Annotated in this window: 16 protein-coding genes and 1 pseudogene; 8 read left to right on the top strand and 9 right to left on the bottom strand. The window is 67.8% G+C overall.

Annotated features, from left to right (window positions below; genetic code table 11):
- The first annotated feature begins 271 nt into the window (after positions 1-271).
- Positions 272-1,396 carry an ABC transporter ATP-binding protein gene (locus NGM07_RS22575; protein ID WP_253520680.1) on the top strand — a complete coding sequence of 375 codons (1,125 nt, stop codon included), beginning with the start codon at positions 272-274 and terminating at the stop codon, positions 1,394-1,396.
- A gap of 193 nt (positions 1,397-1,589) precedes the next feature.
- Here the strand turns inward: NGM07_RS22575 and NGM07_RS22570 are convergent, their stop codons facing one another.
- On the bottom strand, positions 1,590-3,692 hold the full coding sequence (locus NGM07_RS22570; protein ID WP_253520679.1) for a DUF7997 domain-containing protein: 2,103 nt from the start codon (positions 3,690-3,692) through the stop codon (positions 1,590-1,592).
- A gap of 106 nt (positions 3,693-3,798) precedes the next feature.
- Between NGM07_RS22570 and NGM07_RS22565 the strand changes: the two genes are divergently transcribed.
- Complete coding sequence (locus NGM07_RS22565) at positions 3,799-5,910, top strand: alpha-amylase family glycosyl hydrolase (protein ID WP_253520677.1); 2,112 nt, start codon at positions 3,799-3,801, stop codon at positions 5,908-5,910.
- Positions 5,911-6,011: 101 nt separating this feature from the next.
- Positions 6,012-7,067: a TrmB family transcriptional regulator gene (locus tag NGM07_RS22560; RefSeq protein ID WP_253520675.1), complete on the top strand. Its 1,056-nt coding sequence runs from the start codon at positions 6,012-6,014 to the stop codon at positions 7,065-7,067.
- 18 nt (positions 7,068-7,085) lie between these two features.
- On the opposite strand, the gene NGM07_RS22555 is transcribed toward NGM07_RS22560, so the two are convergent.
- Positions 7,086-8,180, bottom strand: a complete 1,095-nt coding sequence (locus tag NGM07_RS22555) for a phosphotransferase family protein (RefSeq protein WP_253520673.1) — start codon at positions 8,178-8,180, stop codon at positions 7,086-7,088.
- Positions 8,181-8,307: 127 nt separating this feature from the next.
- Between NGM07_RS22555 and NGM07_RS22550 the strand changes: the two genes are divergently transcribed.
- Entirely contained in the window at positions 8,308-10,092 is a 1,785-nt protein-coding gene (locus NGM07_RS22550) for an acyl-CoA dehydrogenase family protein (protein ID WP_253520671.1), read from the top strand.
- Positions 10,093-10,113: 21 nt separating this feature from the next.
- Here NGM07_RS22550 and NGM07_RS22545 read toward each other — a convergent pair whose 3' ends face one another.
- Positions 10,114-11,034, bottom strand: a complete 921-nt coding sequence (locus tag NGM07_RS22545; protein WP_253520670.1) for an alpha/beta fold hydrolase — start codon at positions 11,032-11,034, stop codon at positions 10,114-10,116.
- Between the two features lie 201 nt (positions 11,035-11,235).
- Here NGM07_RS22545 and NGM07_RS22540 point away from each other — a divergent pair.
- A pseudogene (locus NGM07_RS22540) lies at positions 11,236-14,175 on the top strand (glycoside hydrolase family 97 N-terminal domain-containing protein); the annotation flags it as partial.
- Positions 14,176-15,108: 933 nt separating this feature from the next.
- Here the strand turns inward: NGM07_RS22540 and NGM07_RS22535 are convergent.
- The gene (locus NGM07_RS22535; RefSeq protein WP_253520668.1) at positions 15,109-15,276 is read right to left on the bottom strand and encodes a DUF1931 domain-containing protein; all 168 of its coding nucleotides are present in this window, start codon (positions 15,274-15,276) and stop codon (positions 15,109-15,111) included.
- A 377-nt stretch (positions 15,277-15,653) separates the two neighbouring features.
- On the opposite strand from NGM07_RS22535, the gene NGM07_RS22530 reads away from it, so the two are divergent.
- Positions 15,654-15,899, top strand: coding sequence for a hypothetical protein (locus NGM07_RS22530; RefSeq protein ID WP_253520666.1), 246 nt, complete (start codon positions 15,654-15,656; stop codon positions 15,897-15,899).
- A 45-nt stretch (positions 15,900-15,944) separates the two neighbouring features.
- Here NGM07_RS22530 and NGM07_RS22525 read toward each other — a convergent pair whose 3' ends face one another.
- The gene (locus tag NGM07_RS22525) at positions 15,945-16,784 is read right to left on the bottom strand and encodes a proline dehydrogenase family protein (RefSeq protein ID WP_253520665.1); all 840 of its coding nucleotides are present in this window, start codon (positions 16,782-16,784) and stop codon (positions 15,945-15,947) included.
- Between the two features lie 227 nt (positions 16,785-17,011).
- On the opposite strand from NGM07_RS22525, the gene NGM07_RS22520 reads away from it, so the two are divergent.
- On the top strand, positions 17,012-18,547 hold the full coding sequence (locus NGM07_RS22520; protein ID WP_253520663.1) for an aldehyde dehydrogenase family protein: 1,536 nt from the start codon (positions 17,012-17,014) through the stop codon (positions 18,545-18,547).
- Between the two features lie 33 nt (positions 18,548-18,580).
- On the opposite strand, the gene NGM07_RS22515 is transcribed toward NGM07_RS22520, so the two are convergent.
- From NGM07_RS22515 to NGM07_RS22500, 4 genes are all read right to left on the bottom strand, one after another.
- The gene (locus NGM07_RS22515) at positions 18,581-19,297 is read right to left on the bottom strand and encodes a helix-turn-helix domain-containing protein (protein WP_253520662.1); all 717 of its coding nucleotides are present in this window, start codon (positions 19,295-19,297) and stop codon (positions 18,581-18,583) included.
- Between the two features lie 223 nt (positions 19,298-19,520).
- Complete coding sequence (locus NGM07_RS22510; RefSeq protein WP_253520660.1) at positions 19,521-20,525, bottom strand: proline racemase family protein; 1,005 nt, start codon at positions 20,523-20,525, stop codon at positions 19,521-19,523.
- Complete coding sequence (locus NGM07_RS22505) at positions 20,522-20,848, bottom strand: DUF8026 family protein (protein ID WP_253520658.1); 327 nt, start codon at positions 20,846-20,848, stop codon at positions 20,522-20,524. The genes NGM07_RS22510 and NGM07_RS22505 overlap by 4 nt, the downstream gene beginning before the upstream one ends.
- Positions 20,849-20,850: 2 nt before the next feature.
- Positions 20,851-22,320: a sodium-dependent transporter gene (locus NGM07_RS22500; RefSeq protein WP_382194627.1), complete on the bottom strand. Its 1,470-nt coding sequence runs from the start codon at positions 22,318-22,320 to the stop codon at positions 20,851-20,853.
- Between the two features lie 154 nt (positions 22,321-22,474).
- Here NGM07_RS22500 and NGM07_RS22495 point away from each other — a divergent pair, with 154 nt between their 5' ends.
- Positions 22,475-23,485 carry an aldo/keto reductase gene (locus NGM07_RS22495; protein ID WP_253520656.1) on the top strand — a complete coding sequence of 337 codons (1,011 nt, stop codon included), beginning with the start codon at positions 22,475-22,477 and terminating at the stop codon, positions 23,483-23,485.
- The last annotated feature ends 133 nt before the right edge of the window (positions 23,486-23,618 follow it).

The following is a 23,618-nucleotide window of genomic DNA, read 5'->3' as shown; positions in this document are numbered from 1 at the left end:
GAATATGTGTTGAATTAGTTGTTCACAACTTAAATCCTCGGGTTCCAACACGGTCTTTCACGCGGAATAGAAGTCTTCGTTCGGACCGAAAACCGGACGAAACGGCGTTTCGTAGCTCCAGTTCGTCGAATTGGCATAAACGTGTCGGCCTTTGGGCCGACGCCGACCGACGGAACTCGGCGAACGGAGAAAAAAGAGCGACGAAATAATGCATCACATATTCGACGAAGAGGGCAAGAACTAAAGCGTGGGAGACGTACTCACGGGAAAGATGGCGACAGTAACGCTGGACGCGCTCAGGAAGGAGTATACCAACGGTCGGATCGTGGCCGTCGACGACATCCACCTGGACGTCGAAGACGGGGAGTTCATCACCGTCGTCGGACCGTCGGGCTGTGGAAAGTCCACCACGCTCCGGATGATCGCAGGTCTCGAGCGACCGACCGCCGGGCGAATCTTCGTCGACGGCGAGGACGTGACCGCCGTCCACGCCCGCGAGCGCGACGTGGCGATGGTGTTCCAAAACTACGCGCTCTACCCCCACAAGACAGTCGCGCAGAACATGGCGTTCGGCCTGCGGATGTCCACCGACCTCTCGAAGGACGAGCGCCGCGAGAAGGTCCGCGAAACCGCCGAAATGATGGGCATCGAGGACCTGCTCGACCAGAAGCCCGACGAACTCTCTGGCGGCCAGAAACAGCGGGTGGCGCTCGGCCGCGCCATCGTCCGGGACCCCGACGTCTTCCTGTTCGACGAACCGCTCTCGAACCTCGACGCGAAGCTCCGGACCACGATGCGAACCGAGATTCAGCGGCTTCAGGACGAACTCGGCACCACCTCCATCTACGTGACCCACGACCAGGAGGAGGCGATGACGATGGGCGACCGCATCGTCATCCTGGACGGCGGCGAACTCCAGCAGACCGGCGTGCCCACGGAAGTGTACGACGACCCGGCCAACGAGTTCGTCGCCGGGTTCGTCGGCTCGCCGAGCATGAACTTCCTGACGGTGGCCGTCGAGCAGGAGGGCGGGACGACACGGCTCGTCGGCGCGGACGGCTTCGACTACGAACTCGCCGACGAGCGACTCCGGAGCGCCGTCCGGGGCCGCGACCGGGTCCGACTCGGCGTCCGGCCCGAGGACGTCTCGGTCGCCGGACCGGGGCGCGAGGCCGTCGAAACCACCGTCGAGGTCGTCGAACCGGTCGGCTCTGACAACTACCTCCACCTCGGCCTGGGCGAGGACTTCATCGCGCGGGTCGACTCGGGCGTCCAGCCGACGCGGGGCGAGACGGTCCACGTCGCGTTCGACGCGAACGACGTCCACCTCTTCGACGCCGAAGACGGCGAATCGCTGCTGTACGAACCCGAGCGGTCGGCGGCCCCGACCGTCTGAGCGCGGGCGTTTCGAGAAAGGAATTCGGTCGAACGACTCGCTGTTTTCGCTTCGTGAGAGGACGAGCGGCCGAATAGCACCGAGCAGGACCGCGACGACGATTACCCATAGCGTCCGTGTGACGGCGACCGAGGGTGCGGTCCCGAACGCAGAGCGTTCAGCCAGGACTTTGTCGAACGCGGCCGGGTCGGCACTAATCTTCGGCGACCGCCGCCGGCTCCTCGTGTAACATCCCCTCGCGGTCCAGCAGCGCCAGCGTCGCCGTCCGAAGCGCGTGTGGCCACCCCAGCGGCGTGGCGCTGTCGGGCGTCCCGTCGTCGAACACCTGCTCGGGGAGCAGCGCGCCGTTCGGACAGAGCGGCCCGTCGGGCATGACGAGACTCAGCAGGTCCCGCGATTTCTCCGCGAACTCCCCGGCGCGCCGGTCGCCGCGGTCCGAGAGCAGCGCCGCGAGGTTCGCGCACGCGAACGCGCCCCACGCGGTCGAAACCGTCCAGATTTTCTCGCCGTCCTGCGAGCGGGTCCGCCAGTCGTCGCCCTCGTAGCGCGCGAGGCCCCGGACCGGACTCCCCGCGGGGTCGCGGTGGAGTGCGTCCACGACGGTCCGGACGTGCGAAACCAGTCTGTCGAGGCGGCGGTCGTCGACCTCGCTCACCCGGTCGTACGCGAGGTGGGCGCTCGCCAGCGCCAGCGAGGCCGAGTCGCACCGGGGGTCGACGTCGCCGACTTCCCCCTCCTCGCCCTCCACGGTTTCCGCGACGATTCGGTAGCCGTAGACGCCCCTATCGGGGACCCAGAGGTCGTCGAGTGCGTCGTAGACGCGGTCGGCCCCCTCGGCGGCGCGGTCGGCGAACGCCGCGTCGGTCGCGGCCGCCGTCGCGTAGGCTTCGAGGAACGTCGCGGCGGTGTGGCAGAACCGGCCGACGGCGTCCTCCCAGGCGTTCTGGCAGGCCACCGGGAGGCCGTCTCCCTCGACGGTGCGGTCGAGTCCGTCGAGCGCGGCCGCGAGCGTCTCGCGCGCCCGGTCGGCGCGGTCGGCGTCGAGGTCGGCGAGCGCGTCGGCGAGGAACGCGGCGACGCTCGCGGTCTGGTCGGCCTGGTACTCGCTGTAGTCGGTCCCCTCGCCGGCCGCGAGGTGGCTGTTCGCCCACCCGGGCGCGAGCGTCCGGTTGCGCGGCCACACGCGGTGGGGCCACGCCCCGTCGGCGAGTTGGGTCGCGCAGTAGCTGTCGGCGCTCCGGGCGTGCCAGTCGCCGAGGCCGAGGTCGAACCGGCGGTCGGCGCGCAGGAGGAACCGGGCGATCTCGGCGTCGTCGCGGAACCAGGTGTAGCCGTAGCCGCCCGAGTGGGCGTAGTAGGCGTCGAACTCCGGGCCGGCGATGCGGAGGCCGGTGGAAGCCGACAGCGCGCCGACGGCCCGGAGGTCGGCCGTCACCGCGTCGGACTCGGGGAGGCCGTCGGGAACCGCGGGCGCGCGCTCAGCGGCGGCCCGCTTCAGAGAGTCGACGTCGACGTAGTCGTCCAGCACCGCCGCGAGGCGGTCGAGTGCGGCCTCGCGGTCGGTTTCGGTGGCGTCGGTCAACAAGGTCGCGAACGTTGCCGCGCCGTCGGCGAAGCGGAGTTCGCAGAGAACGTCGCCGCTCAGACTGGCCTCCTCCCGGCGGCCGCCCTCGTCGGTCCGGGGGCGCTCGACCGGGTCGGCGTCGAGCAATCGCGCGAAGTCGGCCGGAACGCATCCGCGAGCGTCGAACCCGGCCGCGCCGGCGACGAAGTCGTGTTCGTCGTCGTGGTACACCTCGACGGCGTCGGCGTGGTGGAGTTGTCCGATTCCCGTGTCGCGGCCGTCCGGACCGAAGCCGAGGAAGGCGACGAGTTCGAACTCGTCGCCTTCCTCGACGTCTCGTCCGACCTCTCCACGCTCGACGCGGGTCACGTGCGCGGGTCCGAGCGTGAGGTCGTACTGGACGAGCGTCTCGCCGTCGGGGAGTCGGTGCTCGGTGACGACGAGCGTCGTCGCGCCGTCGTAACGCTGGTCGACTGTCTCGCAGTCGTCGAACCAGGTCACCTCGCCGCCGCGTCGCACGCCCAGTCGGGAGACGTCGAGGCCGTTGCGACCGGTGAGCGGCGACCCGAAGTCTCGGAGTCGGCCGCCGCGGCCGACGTGGACGAGTCTGGCGTCGTCGGCGGCGGGCGTGTATCCGGAGAACAGTCCTGCGGTGGTCCGGCGCTCGCCGGGAAAGCGCGTCTCGTGGCCCTCGTGTCGTTTGAAGTCGTCGAGGGCGTCGCGGAGTTGCATTGGCGGAACGGACGCGGCGCCCCGGTTAATAACCTTTGGTGTAATAGTTGTTCACACGTACACGAATTGCGGAACAGTGAAGTGTGTCGCCACGCCCCGTGGGAGTATGCACGAACCCGGTCCGCCCAGATTCGTCGCCGTCGGCGAATCGGTCGAACTCGCGCCCCGACGTCCGAATCCCGACGCGACGTTCGCCTGGACGCTCGTCGATAGCCCGGAGGACAGCGCGCTGGACGACCGCGCAGTCAGCGACGGCGCGGTCGTCCACCTCGAACCCGACGCGCCCGGCGCGTACGCGCTCGAACTCGACGCTCCCGACGGGACCCACCGCCAGACCGTCCGGGCGTTCCCCGACCCTCGCCGGGAGACTCAGTTCAGTCTCCCCGTCTCGGACCTGCCCCTGCCGGAGGACGAGGTCGGCGACGTCTCTCTTATCGGTCCGTTCAACGAGTACACGCTCGGCCGCGACGCGATGGTCCGTGAGGGCGACGCGTACGTCGCCGACCTCGACCTGCCGCCGGGCGACCACGAGGGCATCTGCGTCTTCGACGACGACTTCGAGCACACCCGGACGGTCGAGGTCTCGGTTCCCGGGACGGGGCGGCCCCGCGTCCACCTGGAGGGTCACGTCGAAGGCGAGACGCTGGTCGTGACCGCACAGGCCGAGGCCGCGCCCGACGGGAGCGACCCGGACGTGGAGTTCTGGCTGGACGACCGCGACGACCTCGCGGAGTCGGCCGTCACCGAGGACGGCGACGAACTCCGCGTCCCGGTCGCCGACCTCCCCGAACTGGCGCGCGTCCACGCCGTCCCGGTCGCCGAGCGCCACGGCGTCGCCGACACCCTGGTCGTCTCCGCCGACGGCGACGTGGCCGTCTCCCGGCCCAACGACCCGCCCGAGTGGGCGCGCCACGCCACCGTCTACCAGATATTCGTCCGGCGGTTCGCGGGCGAGACCGTCGAGACGACCTTCGAGGAGATAGAGCGTCGAGTGCCGTACCTCGAATCGCTCGGCGTCGACTGCCTGTGGCTCACGCCGGTCGTCGAGAGCCCCACCGACCACGGCTACCACGTCACCGACTACTTCGACACCGCGAGCGACCTCGGTACCCGCGAGAAATTCGAATCGCTGGTCGGGCGACTCCGCGAGGCCGGTATCCGGGTCGTCTTCGACCTCGTCGTCAACCACACCTCCCGGGACCACCCCGCGTTCCAGATGCACTCGGCGGGCGTCCCCGAGTACGCCGACCACTACGAGCGGGTGCCTGCCGACCCCGCGGAAGCCGACCGCGACTTCGTCGACACCGACGACGTCGACTGGGCGGGCACGGGCGCGCCGGGCTACTACTTCAACTGGACCCGCATCCCCAACCTAAACTACGACTCGCTAGCGGTGCGGTCGTGGATGCTCGACGTGGTCGACGAGTGGGCGCCGCTCGTCGACGGGTTCCGGGCCGACGTGGCGTGGGGCGTCCCCCACGGCTTCTGGAAGGAGGTCCGCGAGCGAGTGAAGGCCGAGGATTCGGAGTTCTTCCTGCTCGACGAGACCATCCCGCGGGACCCCCAGTTCCACGAGAACGAGTTCGACGCCCACTACGACACCGCGCTCTACGGTGCGCTCCGCGATATCGGCAACGGTGAGGCCCCCGCCGCCGCGCTGTTCGACGCGCTGGACGCCAACCACCGAGAGGGCTTCCCCGAGTCGTCGCTGCTGCTCCGGTACGTCGAGAACCACGACGAGACGCGCTACCTCGAAGAGTGCGGCCGGGCTGCGCTCCCGGCGGCCGCCGCCGCGACGTTCACCCTGCCGGGCGCGCCGATGATCTACTACGGCCAGGAGCGGGGCGTCTCCGAACAGCGCGGCGAGATGAAGTGGCACGACGGCGACGACGCGCTCACCGCGTTTCACCGGCGGCTCTCGCGCCTGCGGCGTCGCCGGTCGGTCCTGCGGACGGGCGACGTCGAGCGCGTCGAGTGGGCGTGTCCGGATAGCTCTGGCGACGACCGAACGGTCGCCTACGCCCGCGACGACGGCGACTCCCGACTCGTGGTCGTCCTCAACTTCGGCGCGGAACCCCGAGACGTGGCGGTCGGCGAACCCGTCGGGACGACCGACCTGCTGACCGGCGAGTCGGTCGCCGCCGGGGCGGGCGCGGGCGGGTCCGACGAAACCGTCGTCGAGGTCGCCGACGCGGTCGTCCTCGAAGGCGAGGTGTGAGCGCGATGCGCGACCGGTCGACCCCGCCGCGCGAATCCTATCGGACTCGCGAGTTGCGCGATACACGGTCCTTAAGTGCCGTCCCGGGCCATCTGTGAACGATGGACGACCCGATGCTCTCTCGACTGCTGCGGGAGTTCGGCTTCTCGGACAAGGAGATAGACATCTATCTGACGGTACTCGACCACGGCGAAGCGAAGGCAAGCGTCGTCGCCGACGACGCCGGCGTCTCCAAGCGGTACGTCTACAGCGTCAGCGAGGAACTGGAGGAACGGGGGTTCGTCTCGGTCAACGACCACGCGGTGCCCGCGACCATCAGGGCCGTCCCGCCCGAGCAGGTCGTCGCTTCGCTCACCGACCACGCCGAGCAGATGCGGCCCGCGCTCGAAGCCCGCTACTCCCGGGTCGCGCCCCAGTCCGACGAGTTCGAGGTCATCAAAGCCCGCGTGACGGTGCTCAAGCGCGTGACCGCGCTCATCCGCGAGGCCGAACAGGAGGTGGCGCTGTCGCTGCCGTACGACCGCCTCTCGGAGGTGGCCGACGAACTGCGCGACGCGGTCGACCGCGGCGTCCTCGTTCTGCTGGTCGTCACCGGCGCCGACCCCGCCGCCGACCTCGGTCTCGACGGGGTCGCCACCGTCGCCCGCGCCTGGCGGGAGTCGATGCCGACGATGATAACCGCCGACCGGACCCGGAGCATCGTCGCCCCGCCCGCGATGATCGCACGGTCGAACAGCGGCGAGCGCGCCATCGCGTTCACCCAGCGCCAGCTCGCCCCGGTCATGATCGGCTCCTTTTTCGGTAACTACTGGCCGATGGCCCAGGAAGTGTACGTCGCCGACCCCCACGACCTGCCCGAGACGTACGACGACTTCCGGCAGGCGGTCCTGCAGGCGACCCTCCACCTCCGGGCGGGCGCCGACGTCGTCGCTACCGTCCGGGGGCGTCCGGTCGACGAGGACGACGACGGCCCCGACGAAATCGAGGGTCGGGTCGTGGCAGTCCGGCAGGGACTGGTCGAACCCGCGAACAACTCGTTTCCGGTCGAAGCGGCGCTCGTCGTCGAGACGGGCGCCGGCCGGTACCTCGTCGGCGGCGAGGGCGCGTTCGTCGAGGACTTCGAAGCGGAGGCGGTCGACCTGGCGTTCGCGGAGTGACCGGGGTCGGCGCTCCCGCTACAGTCGGAGGTCCCCCTTTACGATGCTGTGGGCGAGCATCGACGCGTAGTCGACGTACGGCTCCCAGTCGGACGCCGCGCCCGCTTCCAGTCGGTGGCGGTGGAGGTCCTCCCAGACCGTCGCGAGGAGGAACGCCGCTTGCGCCCGGTAGAACCGCTCGTTCGAGAACGAGCGACCAGTTCGCCGCTCGTACCGAGCGACCAGTTCGCGTCTTCTGGGGCTACCGGCTCTCGCCGTGAACGGGGCGAGTCCCTCTTCGTTCCTCTCCTCCAGGTCCCGTATCGCGTCCTCGTTATCGTACCGCGCCCGGAGTTCGGCCAGCGACGGCGTCAGGTCGCCGTCGTCGCGCCACCGGAGCAGGAGGTAGCCGAGTTCGGTCAGCGGGTCTCCGAGCATCGCCGTCTCCCAGTCGAGTACGCCGGTTATCTCGGGGCGGTCGGCCCCTGCGAACAGCACGTTGCCCGGCCGGAAGTCCCCGTGAACCAGGGTGATTTCCGGGTCGGACGGGGCGTTTTCTAGGAGCCAGTCCCCCACCGAGCGGAGCGTCGGGAGTTCCCGGCCCGTCACGCCCGTCGTCTCGTCGAGTCGCTCCGTCGCGCGAACGACCTGTTCGCGCGGGGTGACGCGGTCGCAGACGCCCTCGAACGGGTCGACGTCCACGGAGTGAATCTCGGCCAGCGTATCGACCAGCAGATCGGCCACGCGACCGCGCGCTTCGGGGTTCTGAAATCGCTCGGGCAGGTCCGAGCCGAGCGGAACCGCCGCGCCGTCGAGGCGGGTGATGACGAAGAAGGGGCCGCCGAGAACCGACTCGTCGGTGCAGAACGCCACCGGCTCCGGGGTTGGAACCTCGGTTTCGGCGAGTCGTTCCAGCACTCGGTACTCCCGCTCTATTCCGTTCATGTAACTGGCGTCTCGCAGCTTCTTCGGCCGTCGAAGGACGTACGCGTCGCCGTCCGCGACGGTCGAGACGGCGACGACGAGGTTGAGTCCGTCGTGGAGCACCTCGGTTCCGTTCACGGCCGCGCCCAGTTCCGCGGAGAGGTACGATTCGAGCGCGGCGGCGTCCACGTCCGTCCCGGTCGCGGTCATAGTCCGACGGAACGCGGGGTGCTCAAAAAAGACTCCCGGAGGTGTGGGATGGTCACCCAAACGGTGCGCGCCGACGCGCGCTTCGCCGGGTTGGATTTATGACAACTCGCCGCGACCGTTCGGTAACATGCCCTCGGAACCGATAGACTACGCCCGACTCGAGGAGGGCCGCGACTGCAACTACTGGGAGATGGACCCGACGCTCCGGTTCGAAGCGCGGCGCGTCTACCCCGACGACGAGTTCGAGTGGGCCGAACCGGTCCTCTCGGCGTTCGGCGAGGCGCTGGGCCACCGGATGGCCGACGCCGCCGACCGCATCGACGAGGCGGGCCACGAACTCCGGTCGTTCGACAAGTACGGCGAGCGACTGAACGAGGTCGAGTACCACCCGCTCCTGCGCGAGCAGGAGGAGATAGCCTACGAGGAGTTCGGGCTGACCCACGACCCCTTCCACGCGCCGCCGGGTCGGGACGAACCCGTCGGCCTGACCCACGCGCTGACGATGCAGGCGCTGCTGTGCTACGTCGACATCGGGTTCTGCTGTCCGGTTTCGATGACGACCGGCGTCGCCATCATCCTGGAGAAGTTCGACGACGGCGCGCTCGCGGAGTACTTCGAGCGCCTGACGTCCCGCAGTCTCGACGACCACATCGAAGGGGCGATGTTCCTCACCGAGGAGCAGGGCGGGTCCGACGTGGGGACCAACGAGGTGCGCGCCGAACCCACCGACGAGGCGGGCGTCTACCGACTGTACGGCGAGAAGTGGTTCTGCTCGAATATCGACGCCGAGGGCGCGCTGGCGCTGGCGCGCACGCCGGACGCTCCCGACGGCGTCGCCGGCCTGTCGCTGTTCCTCGTGCCGCGCACCGGACCCGACGGCGAGGTCAACGAGGCCCACTTCCGGCGACTGAAGGACAAACTCGGGACCGTCTCGGTTCCGACGGGCGAAATCGAGTTCGAGGGCGCCGAGGCGTACCTCGTCGGCGAGCCGGAGTCGGGGTTCCGGTACATGGCCGAGATGATGAACTTCGAGCGGTTGACGAACGCGGCGGGCGCGGTGGGCGTGATGGGCCGGGCGCTCCTGGAGGCGAAGGTGCGGGCCGCCCGGCGGGAGGCGTTCGGCAAGCCCCTCGACGAACACCCGCTGATGCGCCGGGACCTCGTGGACATGACCGTCGACTACGAGGCCGCGGCCGCCTTCACGTTCGAAGCGGCGCGACTGCTCGACGTGCGCGAGCGGGTCGGCGACGACTCCGACGCCTATCGGCTGATGCGACTGTTCGTCCCCGTCGCGAAGTACAGGACCGCGCGGACGGCCGTCGACGCGACCTCCTACGCGATGGAGGTGCTGGGCGGCAACGGCTACGTCCGGGAACACACCGTCGAGCGCCTGCACCGCGACGCCCAGGTGCTGCCCATCTGGGAGGGGCCGTCGAACGTCCTCGCGCTCGACGTGCTCCGCGCGTTGAACCGCGAGGACGCCTACGAGGCGCTGATTCCGTACGTCCGGGAGAAACTCGACGCCGTCGACCTCGACCACTCGCTTCTCGAGGACCTCGCCGCCGACGCCGACGAGAAGTTCCGCGAACTCCAGGCCGGCCTGGGGACGCTGGCGACCGAGGACGCCGACTACGCCCAGTACCACGCGAAACGACTCGCCGACCTGATATTCGACGTCGTCTCGGCCGCGCTGTTGCTCGAGGAAGCGCAACGGCAACTGGACGAGCGAGAGGACGCCCGGAAGGCGCTCGTCGCCCGACGGTTCGTCGAGACGCGGTTCGGCGACGCGGAGGCCTACGGCGTCGCGTCGGGCGACCGCTTCGCGGCGGACGACGACGTCTTCGCGTCTGTCTCTCGGTACGCGTCGGTCGCCCCCGACGCGCTGGTCGAGGTCGGGGCGGCCGACGACTGACGAACCCCAGCGCGGGACGCCCTACCCGTCGCCGGCGTCGCCGAGGAACTCGCGGAGCAGTTCGTTCGTCCGGGACGGACGCTCCAGTTGGACCCAGTGGCCGGCGTCGGGGAAGCGTTCGAGTCGCAGGTCCTCGACCCACCGGTCGACGCCGTCGAACATCGCCGCCGCGTCGAAGTGGTCCCGTTCGCCGTAGAGTATCATCGTGGGAGCCGTAATCCGGCCGGCCTCGAACCCCGTCGACGAGACGCGTCGCCCGAACCGGGGCAACACGAGTTTGCGGAGGAAGCGCTTGCCGAGGTTCGCGCGGTAGTAGTTCACCATCGCGGTGAGCGCCCCGGGTTCGGCGAGCGCGTCTCGATAGCGCTCGAAGTCGGCGGCGTCGAAGGCGTCGTCGCGTCCGACTCCGTCCGAAACCATCCGCTCGTGGGCCGCGTAGTCGTTCGCGCGAAGCGCCCGCTCGGGAAGCCCCGGGAGTCGGAAGAAGTACGTGTACCACGCCCGCCGGAACTGGTCGAATCGGTCGAGTCCGCGGTCGAACGCGACGGGATGGGTGACGCCGACGGAGACGAGTCGGTCCACCACTTCGGGCCGCCGACTCGCCGTCTCCCAGGCGAGGAAACCGCCCCAGTCGTGTCCGACGAGGTGGGCCGTCTCGTGGTCGAGCGCCTCGACGAGTTCCGCCACGTCGGCGACGAGTTCGTCGACGGCGTACCGTTCGACGCCGGTCGGCTTCTCGGTCCCGTTGTAGCCCCGAAGGTCCGGCGCGACGGCCCGATAGCCGGCGTCGGCGAGCGGAGTGAGTTGTTCGCGCCACGAATACCAGAACTCCGGGAAACCGTGGAGTAACAGCACGAGCGGGCCGCGACCCGCTTCGACGTAGTGGAACGAGAGTCCGTTGGCCGCGACGGTGTCGTGGTTCCACGTCGTCCGGTCGTCCATGCGTCGAACGTCTCCTCCGAATCGAATGAGTTCGCTGCCCCGCCACCGGGGTTGCTTTATAACGTCACCGTCCTTCGTGCGGAGGTTTCGACGCCTGCGGCGGGTCGCGCCGGGCGACGTTCGACTCCGGACGCATACGAAGAGTAATTACTTCGTTCGGCAATAAATTTTATATTCCGTAGCTGTCAACCGGTTCGTGGAATGGCGAGCGACCCAGACGAAAACGGGCGAACCGGGCGAGGCGAATCGGGCGGCGCGGAATCGAACGACGACGAGTCGCGGCCGGCCGAGACGCTCGGTCGGCGGGGATTCCTCGGCGGCGCGGCCGGACTGCTTGCCGCCGCGGCCTACTCCGCGTCGGTGCCCGAGACGGTTTCGGGGCGAATCGCGAACGAGCGCGACGGCGACACTCAGCGCGTCACGTCGCCCGACGGCGCCGTCGAGGTGACCGTCGACGCCGCCGACGGCGTGCCGACGTACGCGGTTTCGTTCGACGGGACGACGTACCTCGAGCCGTCGGCGCTGGGCTTCGAGTTCCGTAACCAGTCGACGTTCGGCGCGGCGTCGGACGGCGCCGACGGCGCCGACGTCACGATAACCGGCACCGAGCGCGGCACCGAAACCGAGCGCTGGGAGCCGATATGGGACCAGTACGACCGCATCGAGGCGGAGTACAGCTACCTCCGGGTCGGACTGGCCGAGACGGCCGGCCCGGGCCGGTCGGCGAACCTCGAATTCCGCGTGTTCGACGACGGACTCGGCTTCCGGTTCGTCCTCGGCGAGGACTTCGCGAGCAACGCCGGACGGACCGTCGTCACCGCCGAGAACACGCGGTTCGCGTTCGACGACGACTACGACGCCTGGTGGATTCCGAACGAGTTCGTCAACCCGCGGTTCGAACAGGAGTACCAGCGGACGAAACTCAGCGAGGTCGAGTCGGGCACCCGGACGACCCGCCCGAACGGGAACGCCGTCCGGAACGGCGCCCACACCCCGTTCACGGTCAGGGCCGGCGAGGACGCGTACCTGAGCGTCCACGAGGCCGACCTCACCGACTACGCCACGATGTCGCTCGCACCCCGGTCGACGGAGGGCGGAACCGACTTCTCGGCGGAACTCGCGCCGCTCCCCGACGGGACGAAGGTGTCGGCCGAACCCCCGCTGGCGACGCCCTGGCGGACCGTCCAACTCGGGCGCAACCCCGGCGACCTGATGGAGTCGTCGCTGATTCCGCTACTCAACGACGACCTCGACGAGTCGGTGCTGCCGACCGTCGGCGGCGAACCCGACACGAGTTGGATGACGCCCCGGACGTACGTCGGCATCTGGTGGACGATGATCGCGGGCAACGCCAACTGGGAGTACAAGTCCGACGCCGACATCGAGGCGAACGGCGGCGACCCGGCGGCGTACATCCACGGCGCCCGCACCGAGCGCATGAAGCGGTACATGCGGTTCGCCAGCGAGAACGGCGTCGAGAGCGTGCTCGTCGAGGGCTGGAATCGGGGATGGGATAGCTACCCCGGGTCCGGAGTGTCGATGGACTTCGACGAGTCGTATCCCGACTTCGACCTGCCAGCGGTCACCGACTACGGCCAGTCGCTCGACCCGAGCGTCGAGATGACCGCTCACAACGAAACCGCGGGGAACCTCCCCAACTACGAGGACCAGATACTGAACGACGACATCTTCGCGTTCTACGAGGACAACCACATCCGGAGCATCAAGAACGGCTACGTCAACGACAACGGCCTGGGCCACGAGGGTGACGGCGGGACGGCGACGACCAACCACCACAGCCAGATCGCGGTGAACCACCACGAACTGGTCGCGCGGCGCGCCGCCGGCAACCGGCAGTTGCTCGAACGCCACGAGGCCGACAAGCCCACCGGCAAGCGCCGCACCTACCCCAACCTCGCGTCGACGGAGACGGTCAAGGCCCAGGAGTACGACGGCTTCACCGCGCTCGGGTCGGACGTCGGCACGGACCACCACGTCACGCTGCCGTTCACCCGGATGCTCGCCGGCCCGGCGAGCTATCAGCCCGGCATCTTCGACATCACGTTCCACGACGACACCGGCGGGCAGATACAGACGACGCGGGCGAAACAGCTCGCGATGTACCCCAACTACAACGCCGGATTGCAGATGGCCGCCGACCGCATCGAGGCCTACGTGAACCCCGAGCTTTCGGTCGGCGAACTCCTCCAGGCGGCCAGCGGCGACCTCGGCGCGTTCGTCACCGCCGACAACTGGCGGAACGCCTTCGGGACCAACTACGTCGCGGTCGACCCCAACCGGGTGCCGTCAGGGTCGTCGGCGTCGTGGGCGGTGACCGACGTGCCGGCCGACGGGACCTACGACCTCCACCTCCGGTACGCCAGCGCGCCCAATGAGAACTCCCAGCGCGTCATCGACGCCGGCGGGCCGCGGGCCACGCTCCGGGTCAACGGCGAGACCGGACCCTCGAACCGCCGTTCACCGAGTACTGGGACGACTGGCGGGTGTTCACGACCTCGGTCGAACTCACAGCGGGCGACAACACCGTCGCCGTCGAACTCCACTACGACGATTCGGGCGAGATGTTCACCGGCGACGTCGGCGGGTTCAACCTCAACACGGTCGCGGTCACCGAGCACGGCGCGGAGTCGCCGATTCCCGAGGCGTACGAGGGCTACGCCCCCGAGGCCGAGAACTTCGAAACCGAGCGCGAGTTCGACTTCCTCGCCGTGGTCCCGGCCGGCGGGTGGGACGACACGACCGTCGTCGACGCCGAAATCGGCGAGTACGTCGTCACCGCCCGCCGGAAGGGCGAGGAGTGGTACGTCGGCGCGATGACGAACGGGGCGGGCCGCGCCGTCGACGTCCCGCTCTCGTTCCTCAGCCCCCGTGACGAGAACGCCGACGGCCGCGGCGCGCCGCGAGGCCCGAAGTACGTCGCGGAGATTTACTCGGACGCGGCCGGCACCCGCTACGACGAGAACCCCACCGACGTCCGGGTCGACGAACTGCTGGTCGACCCCGGGACGACCGCCGTCGCCTCGATGGCCGCCAGCGGCGGTCAGGCGATTCGACTCCGGCCCGCCGACGGGGGCGACCGGCGGGACGTCCCCGCCTACGAGGCGCCGGACCAGACCTACACCGGCTTCGAGGCGCCCGACGTCGCCGTCTCCGGCGGGTCGATACGCCTCACGATTTCGGGGCGGAACGCCGGGTCGGTCGTCGGCGGCGAGCGCCTGGGGGTGTTCGTCGACGGCGAGGAGGTGGCCAGCGCGTTCGTCCGGTTGGCCCCCGGCGAGGGCGAGGCCACCGCGCAGGTCGAGTTACCCTACCTCTCGGCGGGCGACCACGAGATACGGGTCGGCCGGTCGGCGGCGGAGGCGCTTCCCGCCCAGACGGTCGAGGTGCTGCCGGCGATGGAACTCTCGCCGACGTGGCTGTTCGAACCCGGCGACGACCCGGCCCGGGCGGCCCCGAACTACGACGATAGCGGCTGGGAGCGGGTCGAACTGCCCGCCAACTGGGAGGACCACTCGGGGTACACCGAGAGCAACGTCTTCGGGTGGTACCGCAAGACCATCACCGTCCCCGAGTCCTGGGCGCAGTACGACGCCGACCTGCTGGTCCCGCTGGGGAAGATAGACGACGTCGACCGGACCTTCTTCAACGGGGAGACGGTCGGCCAGAGCGGAAGCTTCCCCGACGACGGCTTCGCCACCGCGTGGCAGGTCGAGCGGAAGTACCGGGTGCCCTCGGAGAGCGTCAACTACGGCGGCGAGAACGTCATCGCGATTCGGGTCTACGACGCCGGCGGCGGCGGCGGCCTCTACGCGGGACCCATCGGCCCCGTCCGGCCCGATTACGACGTCTGAGCCGAATCGGGCGGCCCGGCCGGTCGCCCGACCGGCCGGGCCGCCGAGAGATAGAGGGACGATTAGAGAACGACGGAAAGCGGGGACGGTCCGCGCCGCGCGGCGCGGACCGTTCCCGTCGGTCGGCGGACTCACGAGTCGGAACAGTGAAGCGACTACGGCGTCGGTCCGATAAACGAGAAAGTTCGTTCGTGCGCCGACCTCAGAGGTCGCGGGGCTGAACGGTCTTGCGGTCGTTCGCACCCGCTCGGGTTCCGGCTTCCTCGAGGAGTTCCGCGACGCGCTCGTCGAGCGCGTCGTAGAAGTCCGAGGAGACGTTCTTGCCTTCGAGTGCGTCCTTGACGGCCGCTTTGACGATTAGGTCTGCCATGCAGAAGATACTCTCAGCTTCGACTAGATAAAACCATCCGTTTCGCGGCCGCGTCCTGCGCTTTGACGGTTCGTACGCGACCGCGCTCCGTTACCGTCGACGAACGCGACCTCGCTGCTTACACCGAACTTCCGACTGAACGCCGTCACGAGGCCGAAAGCGTCCGATTCCGGCCGAGCGCACATCGTCCCGGTCATGGTCGGGAGTGGTTATTACGGCGTCCGATACGAGGTCGAAGATACGATGTCGTTCCACCGAAACCTCGAGTTAGACCGACGGTGTCCGCGCTGCGACGCGGAGACGCGCTGGGTGAACGGTGTCGAGCGCTGTAACGACTGTGCGTGGTGCTACCCGCGGGGGACCGACTGATCGAACCGATGGAACGACGCCTGCTCGAACTGCTGTACCGTCGCGGTCCGGTGCACATCGACGACGTCGTCGCCGAACTCGACGGACATCCCTTCGAGGTGGAGCGGTGCTGTACGCGGTTGTTCCGGGAGGGTCACCTCACGACGACGAGTTGCGGCGTGTACCGCCTCTCTTCGAGGGGGCTACGACGGTGCCGGAGCGACGACGCCGATGCCGATGCCGATGCCGACGCCGACGTCGCTTCAGGCGACTGATTTCGTTCTAATGCGTCGACGGTGCTCGCCCGAGGGCGGACTCGTTCAGACGCCCGCGATGGCGCGCAGCGCGAACAGCGCGTTCTCCTTGCGCTCTCGAATTCGACGGTAGAAGTACAGCATCCACTTGTCGCCGTACGGGACGTACTGGTTGACCTCGCACCCCTCGTCGGCGAGCGTGAACTGAGCGTCGTCGCGCACGCCCATCAGCATCTGCACCTCGAACGGCGTCCCGTACTCGTCGTGAAGCCGCTTCGCGTGGCCGATCATCGCGGGGTCGTGGCTTCCCACGGCGACGCCGTCGTCGAACTCCTCGAACATGAACTCGAGGTGGTCCCTGTACGCCTCGTCGACGCGTTCCTTCTGCTGGTACGCGACCGACTCCGGTTCGTCGTACGCGCCCTTCACGAGGCGGACGCTCCCCGGGAGTTCCGCGAGGCGTTCGAGGTCGTCGCGCGTCCGCTTGAGGTTCGCCTGGATGGCGAGGCCGACGCCGCCGCGGTGCTCGGTCGCGGCCCGTTCGAACGCGTCGAGGGTCGCGTCGGTCGTCGTGTGGTCCTCCATGTCGACCCAGACGAAGACGTCGCGGTCGGCCGCGGCGTCGACGATACGGGCTAGATTTTGGCTGAACGTCTCCGCCCCGACGTCGATTCCGATCTGAGACGGTTTCACGGAGATGCTCGCGTCGACGCCGCTGTCGTCCACCGCTCGAATCAGCTCCCGATAGACCCGCGCGTCTTCGACTGCCGATTCGGCGTCGTGGTAGTGCTCGCCCAGTAGGTTCAGAATTCCACCGACGCCCCGGTCGTTGAGCATCGAGACGTGGTCGATCGCTCCGGCCATCGTCGTTCCAGCCACGAATCGATTCGCGATCGGCGGGATCATCGTTCGACAGTTCGACTGTACCCCCCTATAGCAACACCCTACCAAACGAATCACTGTAGATAGCTATGAAACAAACGGGCGGGACGGACGGTCCCCGTCCCGCCCGTCGCATTCTTACCGCCGCCTCCGCCCGCCGCATCCGACCACCGCCTCCGACCGCCGCGTCGCACCGTCCCCCGACCATATGAGGGAGTGTCTATTACCGCGGTCCGCCGGGACGATAACGCATGAGTCAGCAGACTGGGACTCGACTCGGTCGTCACTACATCGACGGCGAGTGGACCGAAGGAACCGGCGAGAACGAGTTCACGAGCGAGAACCCCGCGACGGGCGATTCGCTGAAGACGTTCTGTCGCAGCACCGAAGACGACGTCGCACGCGCCGTGTCGGCGGCCGAAGACGCGCAAGCGGAGTGGCGTGAACTCTCGTACATCGACCGCGCGGAGTACCTCTGGGACATCTATCACGAACTCAAAGAGCGCACGGACGAACTCGGAGAAATCGTCACCAAGGAGTGCGGCAAGGAGATCTCGGAAGGGAAGGCCGACGTGGTCGAGGCCGCCCACATGGTCGAGTGGGCCGCGGGCAACGCCCGCCACCCCCACGGCGACATCGTCCCCTCCGAAATCGGGAGCAAGGACGCCTACATGCGCCGGCAACCCCGGGGCGTCATCGGCTGTATCACGCCGTGGAACTTCCCGGTCGCCATCCCGTTCTGGCACATGGCCGTCGCGCTGGTCGAGGGCAACACCGTCGTCTGGAAACCCGCCGAACAGACCCCCTGGTGCGGCCAGATTATCGCCGAGATGTTCGACGACGCCGGCATCCCAGAGGGTGTGTTCAACATGGTCCAGGGCTTCGGCGACGTCGGTAACGCAATCGTCGAGGACGACCGCGTCGACACCGTCCTCTTCACGGGGTCGGCGGAGGTCGGCCACCAGGTCGCCCAGAAGGTCGCGGCCCAACCGGGCAAGCTGGCGGCGTGCGAGATGGGCGGCAAGAACGCCGTCGTCGTCACCGAGGAGGCCGACCTCGACGTCGCGGTCCACTCGGCCATCATGTCATCGTTCAAGACGACGGGTCAGCGCTGCGTCTCCTCCGAGCGTCTCATCGTCCACGAGGACGTCTACGACGAGTTCAAGCGACGGTTCGTCGAAACCGCGGAGAACGTCTCGGTCGGCGACCCGCTCGACGAGGAGACGTTCATGGGCCCGCTCATCGAAGCCGAGCACGAAGAGAAGTTCCGCCGGTACAACGAACTGGCGCGCGAGGAGGGCGTCGACGTGCTGGTCGACCGCGAGGAACTCGACGACGACGAGATTCCCGAGGGTCACGAGGGCGGCCACTGGGTCGGTCCGTTCGTCTACGAGACGGAGTACGACGAGGACCTCCGCTGCATCCACGAGGAGGTGTTCGCCCCGCACGTCGCCCTCATCGAGTACTCCGGTAGCATCGAAGACGCCGTCACCCTCCAGAACGACACCGACTACGGACTCGCCGGCGCGATCGTCAGCGAGGACTACCGCCAGATCAACTACTACCGCGACCACGCCGAAATCGGACTCGCGTACGCCAACCTGCCGTGCATCGGCGCAGAGGTCCACCTCCCGTTCGGCGGGGTCAAGAAGTCCGGCAACGGCTATCCGAGCGGGCGCGAGGTCATCGAAGCCGTCACCGAGCGTACGGCGTGGACGCTGAACAACTCCAGGGACATCGAGATGGCTCAGGGGCTGTCGGCCGATATCAAAACGCAGGACGACTGACGGTTTCTTCCCCCGCTCGGTCGTCCGGCGGAACTACTCGGGGTTCAGCAACTTCGCTTCGGCTTTGCGCAGGTGTTCAAGGAGCGTCGTCTTCGAGATGTCGAGTTCGTCGGCGAGTTCCCTGGTGGAGATCTCCCTGGGCCACGTGTAGTAGTCGAGTTCGCACGCCAACTCGAAGACCTCCCGTTGCCGGTCGGACAGCTTGTACAGCCGAGATTCGACGTTCCGTTCCTCGGTTTCGAGCGACGTGATCTTCGTCACTTCGACGTCGGCGTCCTTCTCCTCGCGCAGCGCGTCGATTCGCGGTTGTAGCCCGTCCCGACCCTCGTCGGTGAACACGGGCCAGTACTCCCGGCCGTCGTCGATTCGAACCGGCGCGTAGTGGACGAACCCCTGCGTGACCAGCGCGTCGCTCATGCTGTTCTGCAGGTCGTACTCGACGAACAGTTCGCGCGTCGTGTTCCCCAGCGACGGCACGTTCTGGCGGAAATCGTGGCGCCGTTCCATCACCGCCACGCTGTCCGTTAGCTCGGAGGCCCGCGCCGCCTCGATCAGCGCCTCTACGTCGTCGGTCGTGTCGCCGTACACCGTGAAGTTCGCCTTGACCGTGTCGCCGGTCGTGTTGTACACCGTGTGGGCGAGCAGTCCCGCGTCGGTTTCCTCGGTGACCCTGAGCGTCCAGCAGTGCGGATGCCAGACCTTCAGCGTGATCTTCGAGCCGACTCCCGGCTCCGCCGATAGTTCACTCATAGTATCACGAACACCCCACGTTTGCCACAAGTTAGCAAACAATTCATAAACATCTTCCTATCTCGGTTCGGTTCTCTCGGGAAAGTTGTCCGAATTCCGATGATCGTGAGGCGACGGCCGGTCCTCTGTGAGGTGGCGTCGACCGGTCCCCTCGTCTATCCGTCGGCCTGCCGGAACCGGTTCCGGACGACGCGCCGGAACACGGTTTCCGCGCGGTCGGAAGTCAGTCGGCCGACACGCTGAACCCGTCGAGGGAATCGTGGGGCTGTTTGATGAACGTGTGCTTCCCGATGATTCTCGCCGACCCGGACACCTCCGGCGTCACGACCGTCGTCCCGCGACGGTCCCGAGCGTCCACGAGTCGCCCTTCGAATCGCGTTCCGATGATGCTCTCGTGCAGGTAGGGTTCGCCGACGTCGAGTCGGTCCTTCTCGTGCAGCAGCGTCATCTTCGCGCAGGTGCCGGTGCCGCACGGGGAGCGGTCGACCGACCCTTCGCCGAAGACGACGACGTTCCGGTCGGCCTCCGCGGTGGACTGGTAGAACTCCGCGATGGACACGGAGTCGGCCTCACCGGTGAACGGATCGACGACGTCGAGTTCGTCGTTGACCCGCTCTCGAATCCGGAGACCGTACTCGACGAACCGGTCGGTGTTCGCCGTGTCGACGGCGATTCCGAGTTCGTCGCCGTCGACGAGCGCGAAGAAGTTCCCCGCGTAGACGACGTCGACCGGAATCGCCGTCGGGCCCGCCGGCCCGTCGACGGTGACCGTCGTCCGGTCGTACACGAACGACTCGACGTTCCGTAGCGCGACCGACGTCACGATTCCGTCTTCGACTTCGGGGTGCGTTTCGACCAGCCCTGCCGGCGTCTCGAGGTAGATCGGCGACCGGGGTTCGACCTCCCCGAGTTCGACGAGCGCCGTGACCAGCCCGATGGTCCCGTGTCCGCACATGTCGAGGTAGCCGCCGCTGTCCATGAAGAACGCCCCGACGTCGGCCTTCTCGTGTCGCGGTTCGGCGAGGACCGCGCCGAACATGTCGTCGTGACCGCGAGGCTCCTTCATCAGGAACTCCCGCACCCAGTCGAGCGAGTCGGCGAAGGCGTCGCGCTGGTCGGCGACGGTTCCGCCGGCGAAGGCCGACCGGTCGAGGCCGTCGGTCACGATTCGTGTCGGTTCGCCCTGCGTGTGAGTGTCGACCGTTTCGATGCGAACGTCGGCGTTCATGTTTCGTTGAAGGTTTCGAGGGATTCGATTTCGTCGTCGCTCCAGTCGTAGAACGGTTCGTCGAGTTGGCGGAGCGTCTCGACGCACTCGTCGTGACGTTCCTTCGCCTCGTCGGCGTACGGGTCCGCGGGGTGCTCCTCGACCCACGTTCGGAGGTCGGCGAGCGCTTTCGGTGAGTAGGTGTCGATTTCACCCTGTCGCTGCACGAGCCGGAGTTTTCGCTCCTCGTCGGCGAGCGAGCGCCGAATCGCCACCGAAGCGCTCCCCCACACGACGGTGACGACGACGAGCATCACGACCCAGGTAGCCGTCGTGAGCGCCATCGTCAGTCACCCCGCTGGACGGTCGACGAAGTCGATTCGGTCGGCGTCGGTTCCGAGACGAACTTCATCACGAGGACGCTCCCGAGAGAGAGAACGACCATCAGGGCGATGCCGCCCATCATGAGCGTCTGGTTCTCCGTTCCGATGCTGTTTATCGCGCCGTACCCGAGGATGAAGGCGATCACGACCGGGATGACGTACTTGACGATGCCGTTCCACCACCGGCCCACGTAGAGGTCGGTGCTCCGGTTCACGTCGATGACTCGCGCGCGTTCGGGACCGAACTTCCAGCCCACGAGCAGGATGATCGTCAGCGTCGCGAACGGGAATCCGAAGTTCCCGAACACGTAGTCCATCGCGCCGAGGAACTCCGACGAGTACGCGCTCGGGAGTCCGATCAGCCAGATGGTGGCCACGACGGCCGCCACGGACTGCGTTCGGCTCAGCCGCGTCTCCTCGGCGACCGTCGTCACGCCGACCTCGGTGATCGCGATACCGGACGTGAACGTCGCGGCGAAGAACCCGAGGAAGAACACGATAGCCCACGCCTGTCCGCCCAGGAGCTTCGGGAACACCTTCACCAGCGAGACGAACGTGAGCTGCGCACCCGACGCGGGTTCGAGTCCGAACGCGAACACGACCGGGAACACCGCGAAGATAGCGAGCAGTCCGATGCTCGTGTTCCCGACGGCGGTGAACACGCCGCCGCCGAGCGGAACGTCGTCGTACTTGCGGAGGTAGCTTCCGTACGTCAGCGCGATTCCCCAGCCCAAGCCGGTCGAGAACAGCGCCTGTCCGAGGGCCGCGACCCACGTGTCGCCGCGGAGGAGGTGACTCCAGTCGGGCGTGAACACGAACGCGAGTCCCTTCATCCCGCCGGGAAGCGTGAGTCCGCGGATGGAGACGGCGACGAGCGCGACGATGAGGAACGGAATCAGGTACTTCACGACCCGTTCGATCCCCCGGCGGATGCCGAACGCCAGGACGACCGCGATAGCCGCCATCGTGACCGGGTGCGTCCCGACCGTCAGCACCGGCGAACCCGTGAACGAGTTCCAGAACGCCGCCGCCTCGAACCCGGACTGGAAGAACGTGAGCAGCAGCGAGTTGGCCGCGTAGTACATCGTCCAGCCGATGACGGGTGCGTAGTAGGACATGACCCCGACGTTGACCAGAACGACGACGAGCGAGAGTCCGCTATAGAGGTCGTCTCCGACTATCTCCCTGAACGACCCGACGACACCCTTCTGGGTGTACCGCCCGAGCATCGTCTCGGCCATGAGCCCCGGGATGGCGATCAGGAACAGGAGGAGCACGTACGCGAGCAGAAACACGCCACCTCCGTTCTGCCCGGTGGTGTACGGGAGTCGCCAAATGTTTCCGGCCCCGACCATCGCACCGAGCATGGCCATGAGGAACCCGAACCGGGTGCCCCACTCTTCTCGGGCCGTTCTCGCCTCTGAGTCTGGCATGCTATTACATACACACCATGTTCTGACGGCCGCCTAAAGCCACGGGCTACCATGGTCGGCCCGCGTCGCTCGACGCGGAGTCGCCCGAACCTCCGCACCGAGCCTGCCGGTTGCTGAACCCTTTTCAGCGGGACCTCCGAACACCCATCCGTCAATGAGCGATCTCGAAGCACTCGACCTCGATTTCGTCCAGTTTGGTTCGACCGGCATCCGGACCAGCGAACTCCAGTTCGGCACCTGGCGGTTCGGCAAGGAAACCGAAGAGGGGAACGTCGAAATCGACGAGGAGCGCGCCCACAAACTGCTCGACGCCTACGAGGCGGCCGGCGGCCGGTACATCGACACTGCCGACGTGTACGGCGGCGGCAAGAGCGAGGAGTGGATCGGCGATTGGCTGGCCGAGCGCGACCGCGAACGGTTCACCGTCGCCTCGAAGATATACTGGCAGATTCGCGACGGCGACCCGAACAGTCGCGGGACCAACCGCAAGAACCTCCGGCATCGCACCGACGAGATTCTGGAGCGACTCGGCACCGACTACGTCGACGTGCTCTACATCCACCGCTGGGACGACCGGACGTCGGCCCGCGAGATGATGAAGACGCTCAACGGCCTCGTCGAGGACGGCAAGGTCAACTACCTCGGCGCCTCGACCCTGCGACCCAACGCCTGGAAGGTCGCGAAGGCCAACGAGATCGCCCGCGCGGAGGGCTGGGAGCCGTTCACCGTGCTCCAGCCGCGCTACAACCTCGTCGACCGCGAGATAGAGGGCAACTACCTGGAGATGGCCCGCTCGGAGGGACTCGCGGTCTGCCCGTGGAGTCCGCTGGGCCAGGGCTTCCTGACCGGCAAGTACTCCCGCGAGGACGGCCTGACCGGCGAGTCGCGGGCCGCCGAGTCGAGTCGGTTCGAGGAGGGCTACCTGACCGAGGAGAACTTCGACGTCCACGACGAACTCGACGCGGTGGCCGAGGAGGTCGGCGCCTCGCCCGCCCAGACCGCGCTCGCGTGGGTCGCCCACCGCGAGGGCGTCACCGCGCCCATCGTCGGCGCGCGCACGGTCGACCAACTCGAAGAGAACCTCGCGGCCGCCGAAATCGACCTCACCGACGAGCAGGTCGACCGGCTCACCGAGGCGAAGGGCGGCCCCTACGCCGGACTCTAAGTCCCACGTCGCGGACCGAACTCTCGAAGCGAGAATCAGCGGGGATGTCCCCGTAGCACAACAGACCGAGCGGTCCACGTTTCGCGAACCGCGGCCGATTCCGGCGAGGCGAAAATCGGGCGGTGAAGCCCGG

Source organism: Halorussus vallis, from assembly GCF_024138165.1.
In the GTDB taxonomy this organism is placed as follows: domain Archaea; phylum Halobacteriota; class Halobacteria; order Halobacteriales; family Haladaptataceae; genus Halorussus; species Halorussus vallis.
This window is presented reverse-complemented; position numbering and strand designations above follow the sequence as displayed.

Bases quoted from the DNA above. Each gene is read 5' to 3' on its own strand.
- NGM07_RS22570 (WP_253520679.1), bottom strand. From the start codon at position 3,692: ATGCAACTCCGCGACGCCCTCGACGACTTCAAACGACACGAGGGCCAC.
- NGM07_RS22575 (WP_253520680.1), top strand. From the start codon at position 272: ATGGCGACAGTAACGCTGGACGCGCTCAGGAAGGAGTATACCAACGGT.
- NGM07_RS22495 (WP_253520656.1), top strand. From the start codon at position 22,475: ATGAGCGATCTCGAAGCACTCGACCTCGATTTCGTCCAGTTTGGTTCG.
- NGM07_RS22545 (WP_253520670.1), bottom strand. From the start codon at position 11,034: ATGGACGACCGGACGACGTGGAACCACGACACCGTCGCGGCCAACGGA.
- NGM07_RS22515 (WP_253520662.1), bottom strand. From the start codon at position 19,297: ATGAGTGAACTATCGGCGGAGCCGGGAGTCGGCTCGAAGATCACGCTG.
- NGM07_RS22560 (WP_253520675.1), top strand. From the start codon at position 6,012: ATGGACGACCCGATGCTCTCTCGACTGCTGCGGGAGTTCGGCTTCTCG.
- NGM07_RS22530 (WP_253520666.1), top strand. From the start codon at position 15,654: ATGGAACGACGCCTGCTCGAACTGCTGTACCGTCGCGGTCCGGTGCAC.
- NGM07_RS22505 (WP_253520658.1), bottom strand. From the start codon at position 20,848: ATGGCGCTCACGACGGCTACCTGGGTCGTGATGCTCGTCGTCGTCACC.
- NGM07_RS22555 (WP_253520673.1), bottom strand. From the start codon at position 8,180: ATGACCGCGACCGGGACGGACGTGGACGCCGCCGCGCTCGAATCGTAC.
- NGM07_RS22535 (WP_253520668.1), bottom strand. From the start codon at position 15,276: ATGGCAGACCTAATCGTCAAAGCGGCCGTCAAGGACGCACTCGAAGGC.
- NGM07_RS22500 (WP_382194627.1), bottom strand. From the start codon at position 22,320: ATGCCAGACTCAGAGGCGAGAACGGCCCGAGAAGAGTGGGGCACCCGG.
- NGM07_RS22520 (WP_253520663.1), top strand. From the start codon at position 17,012: ATGAGTCAGCAGACTGGGACTCGACTCGGTCGTCACTACATCGACGGC.
- NGM07_RS22550 (WP_253520671.1), top strand. From the start codon at position 8,308: ATGCCCTCGGAACCGATAGACTACGCCCGACTCGAGGAGGGCCGCGAC.
- NGM07_RS22510 (WP_253520660.1), bottom strand. From the start codon at position 20,525: ATGAACGCCGACGTTCGCATCGAAACGGTCGACACTCACACGCAGGGC.
- NGM07_RS22565 (WP_253520677.1), top strand. From the start codon at position 3,799: ATGCACGAACCCGGTCCGCCCAGATTCGTCGCCGTCGGCGAATCGGTC.
- NGM07_RS22525 (WP_253520665.1), bottom strand. From the start codon at position 16,784: ATGATCCCGCCGATCGCGAATCGATTCGTGGCTGGAACGACGATGGCC.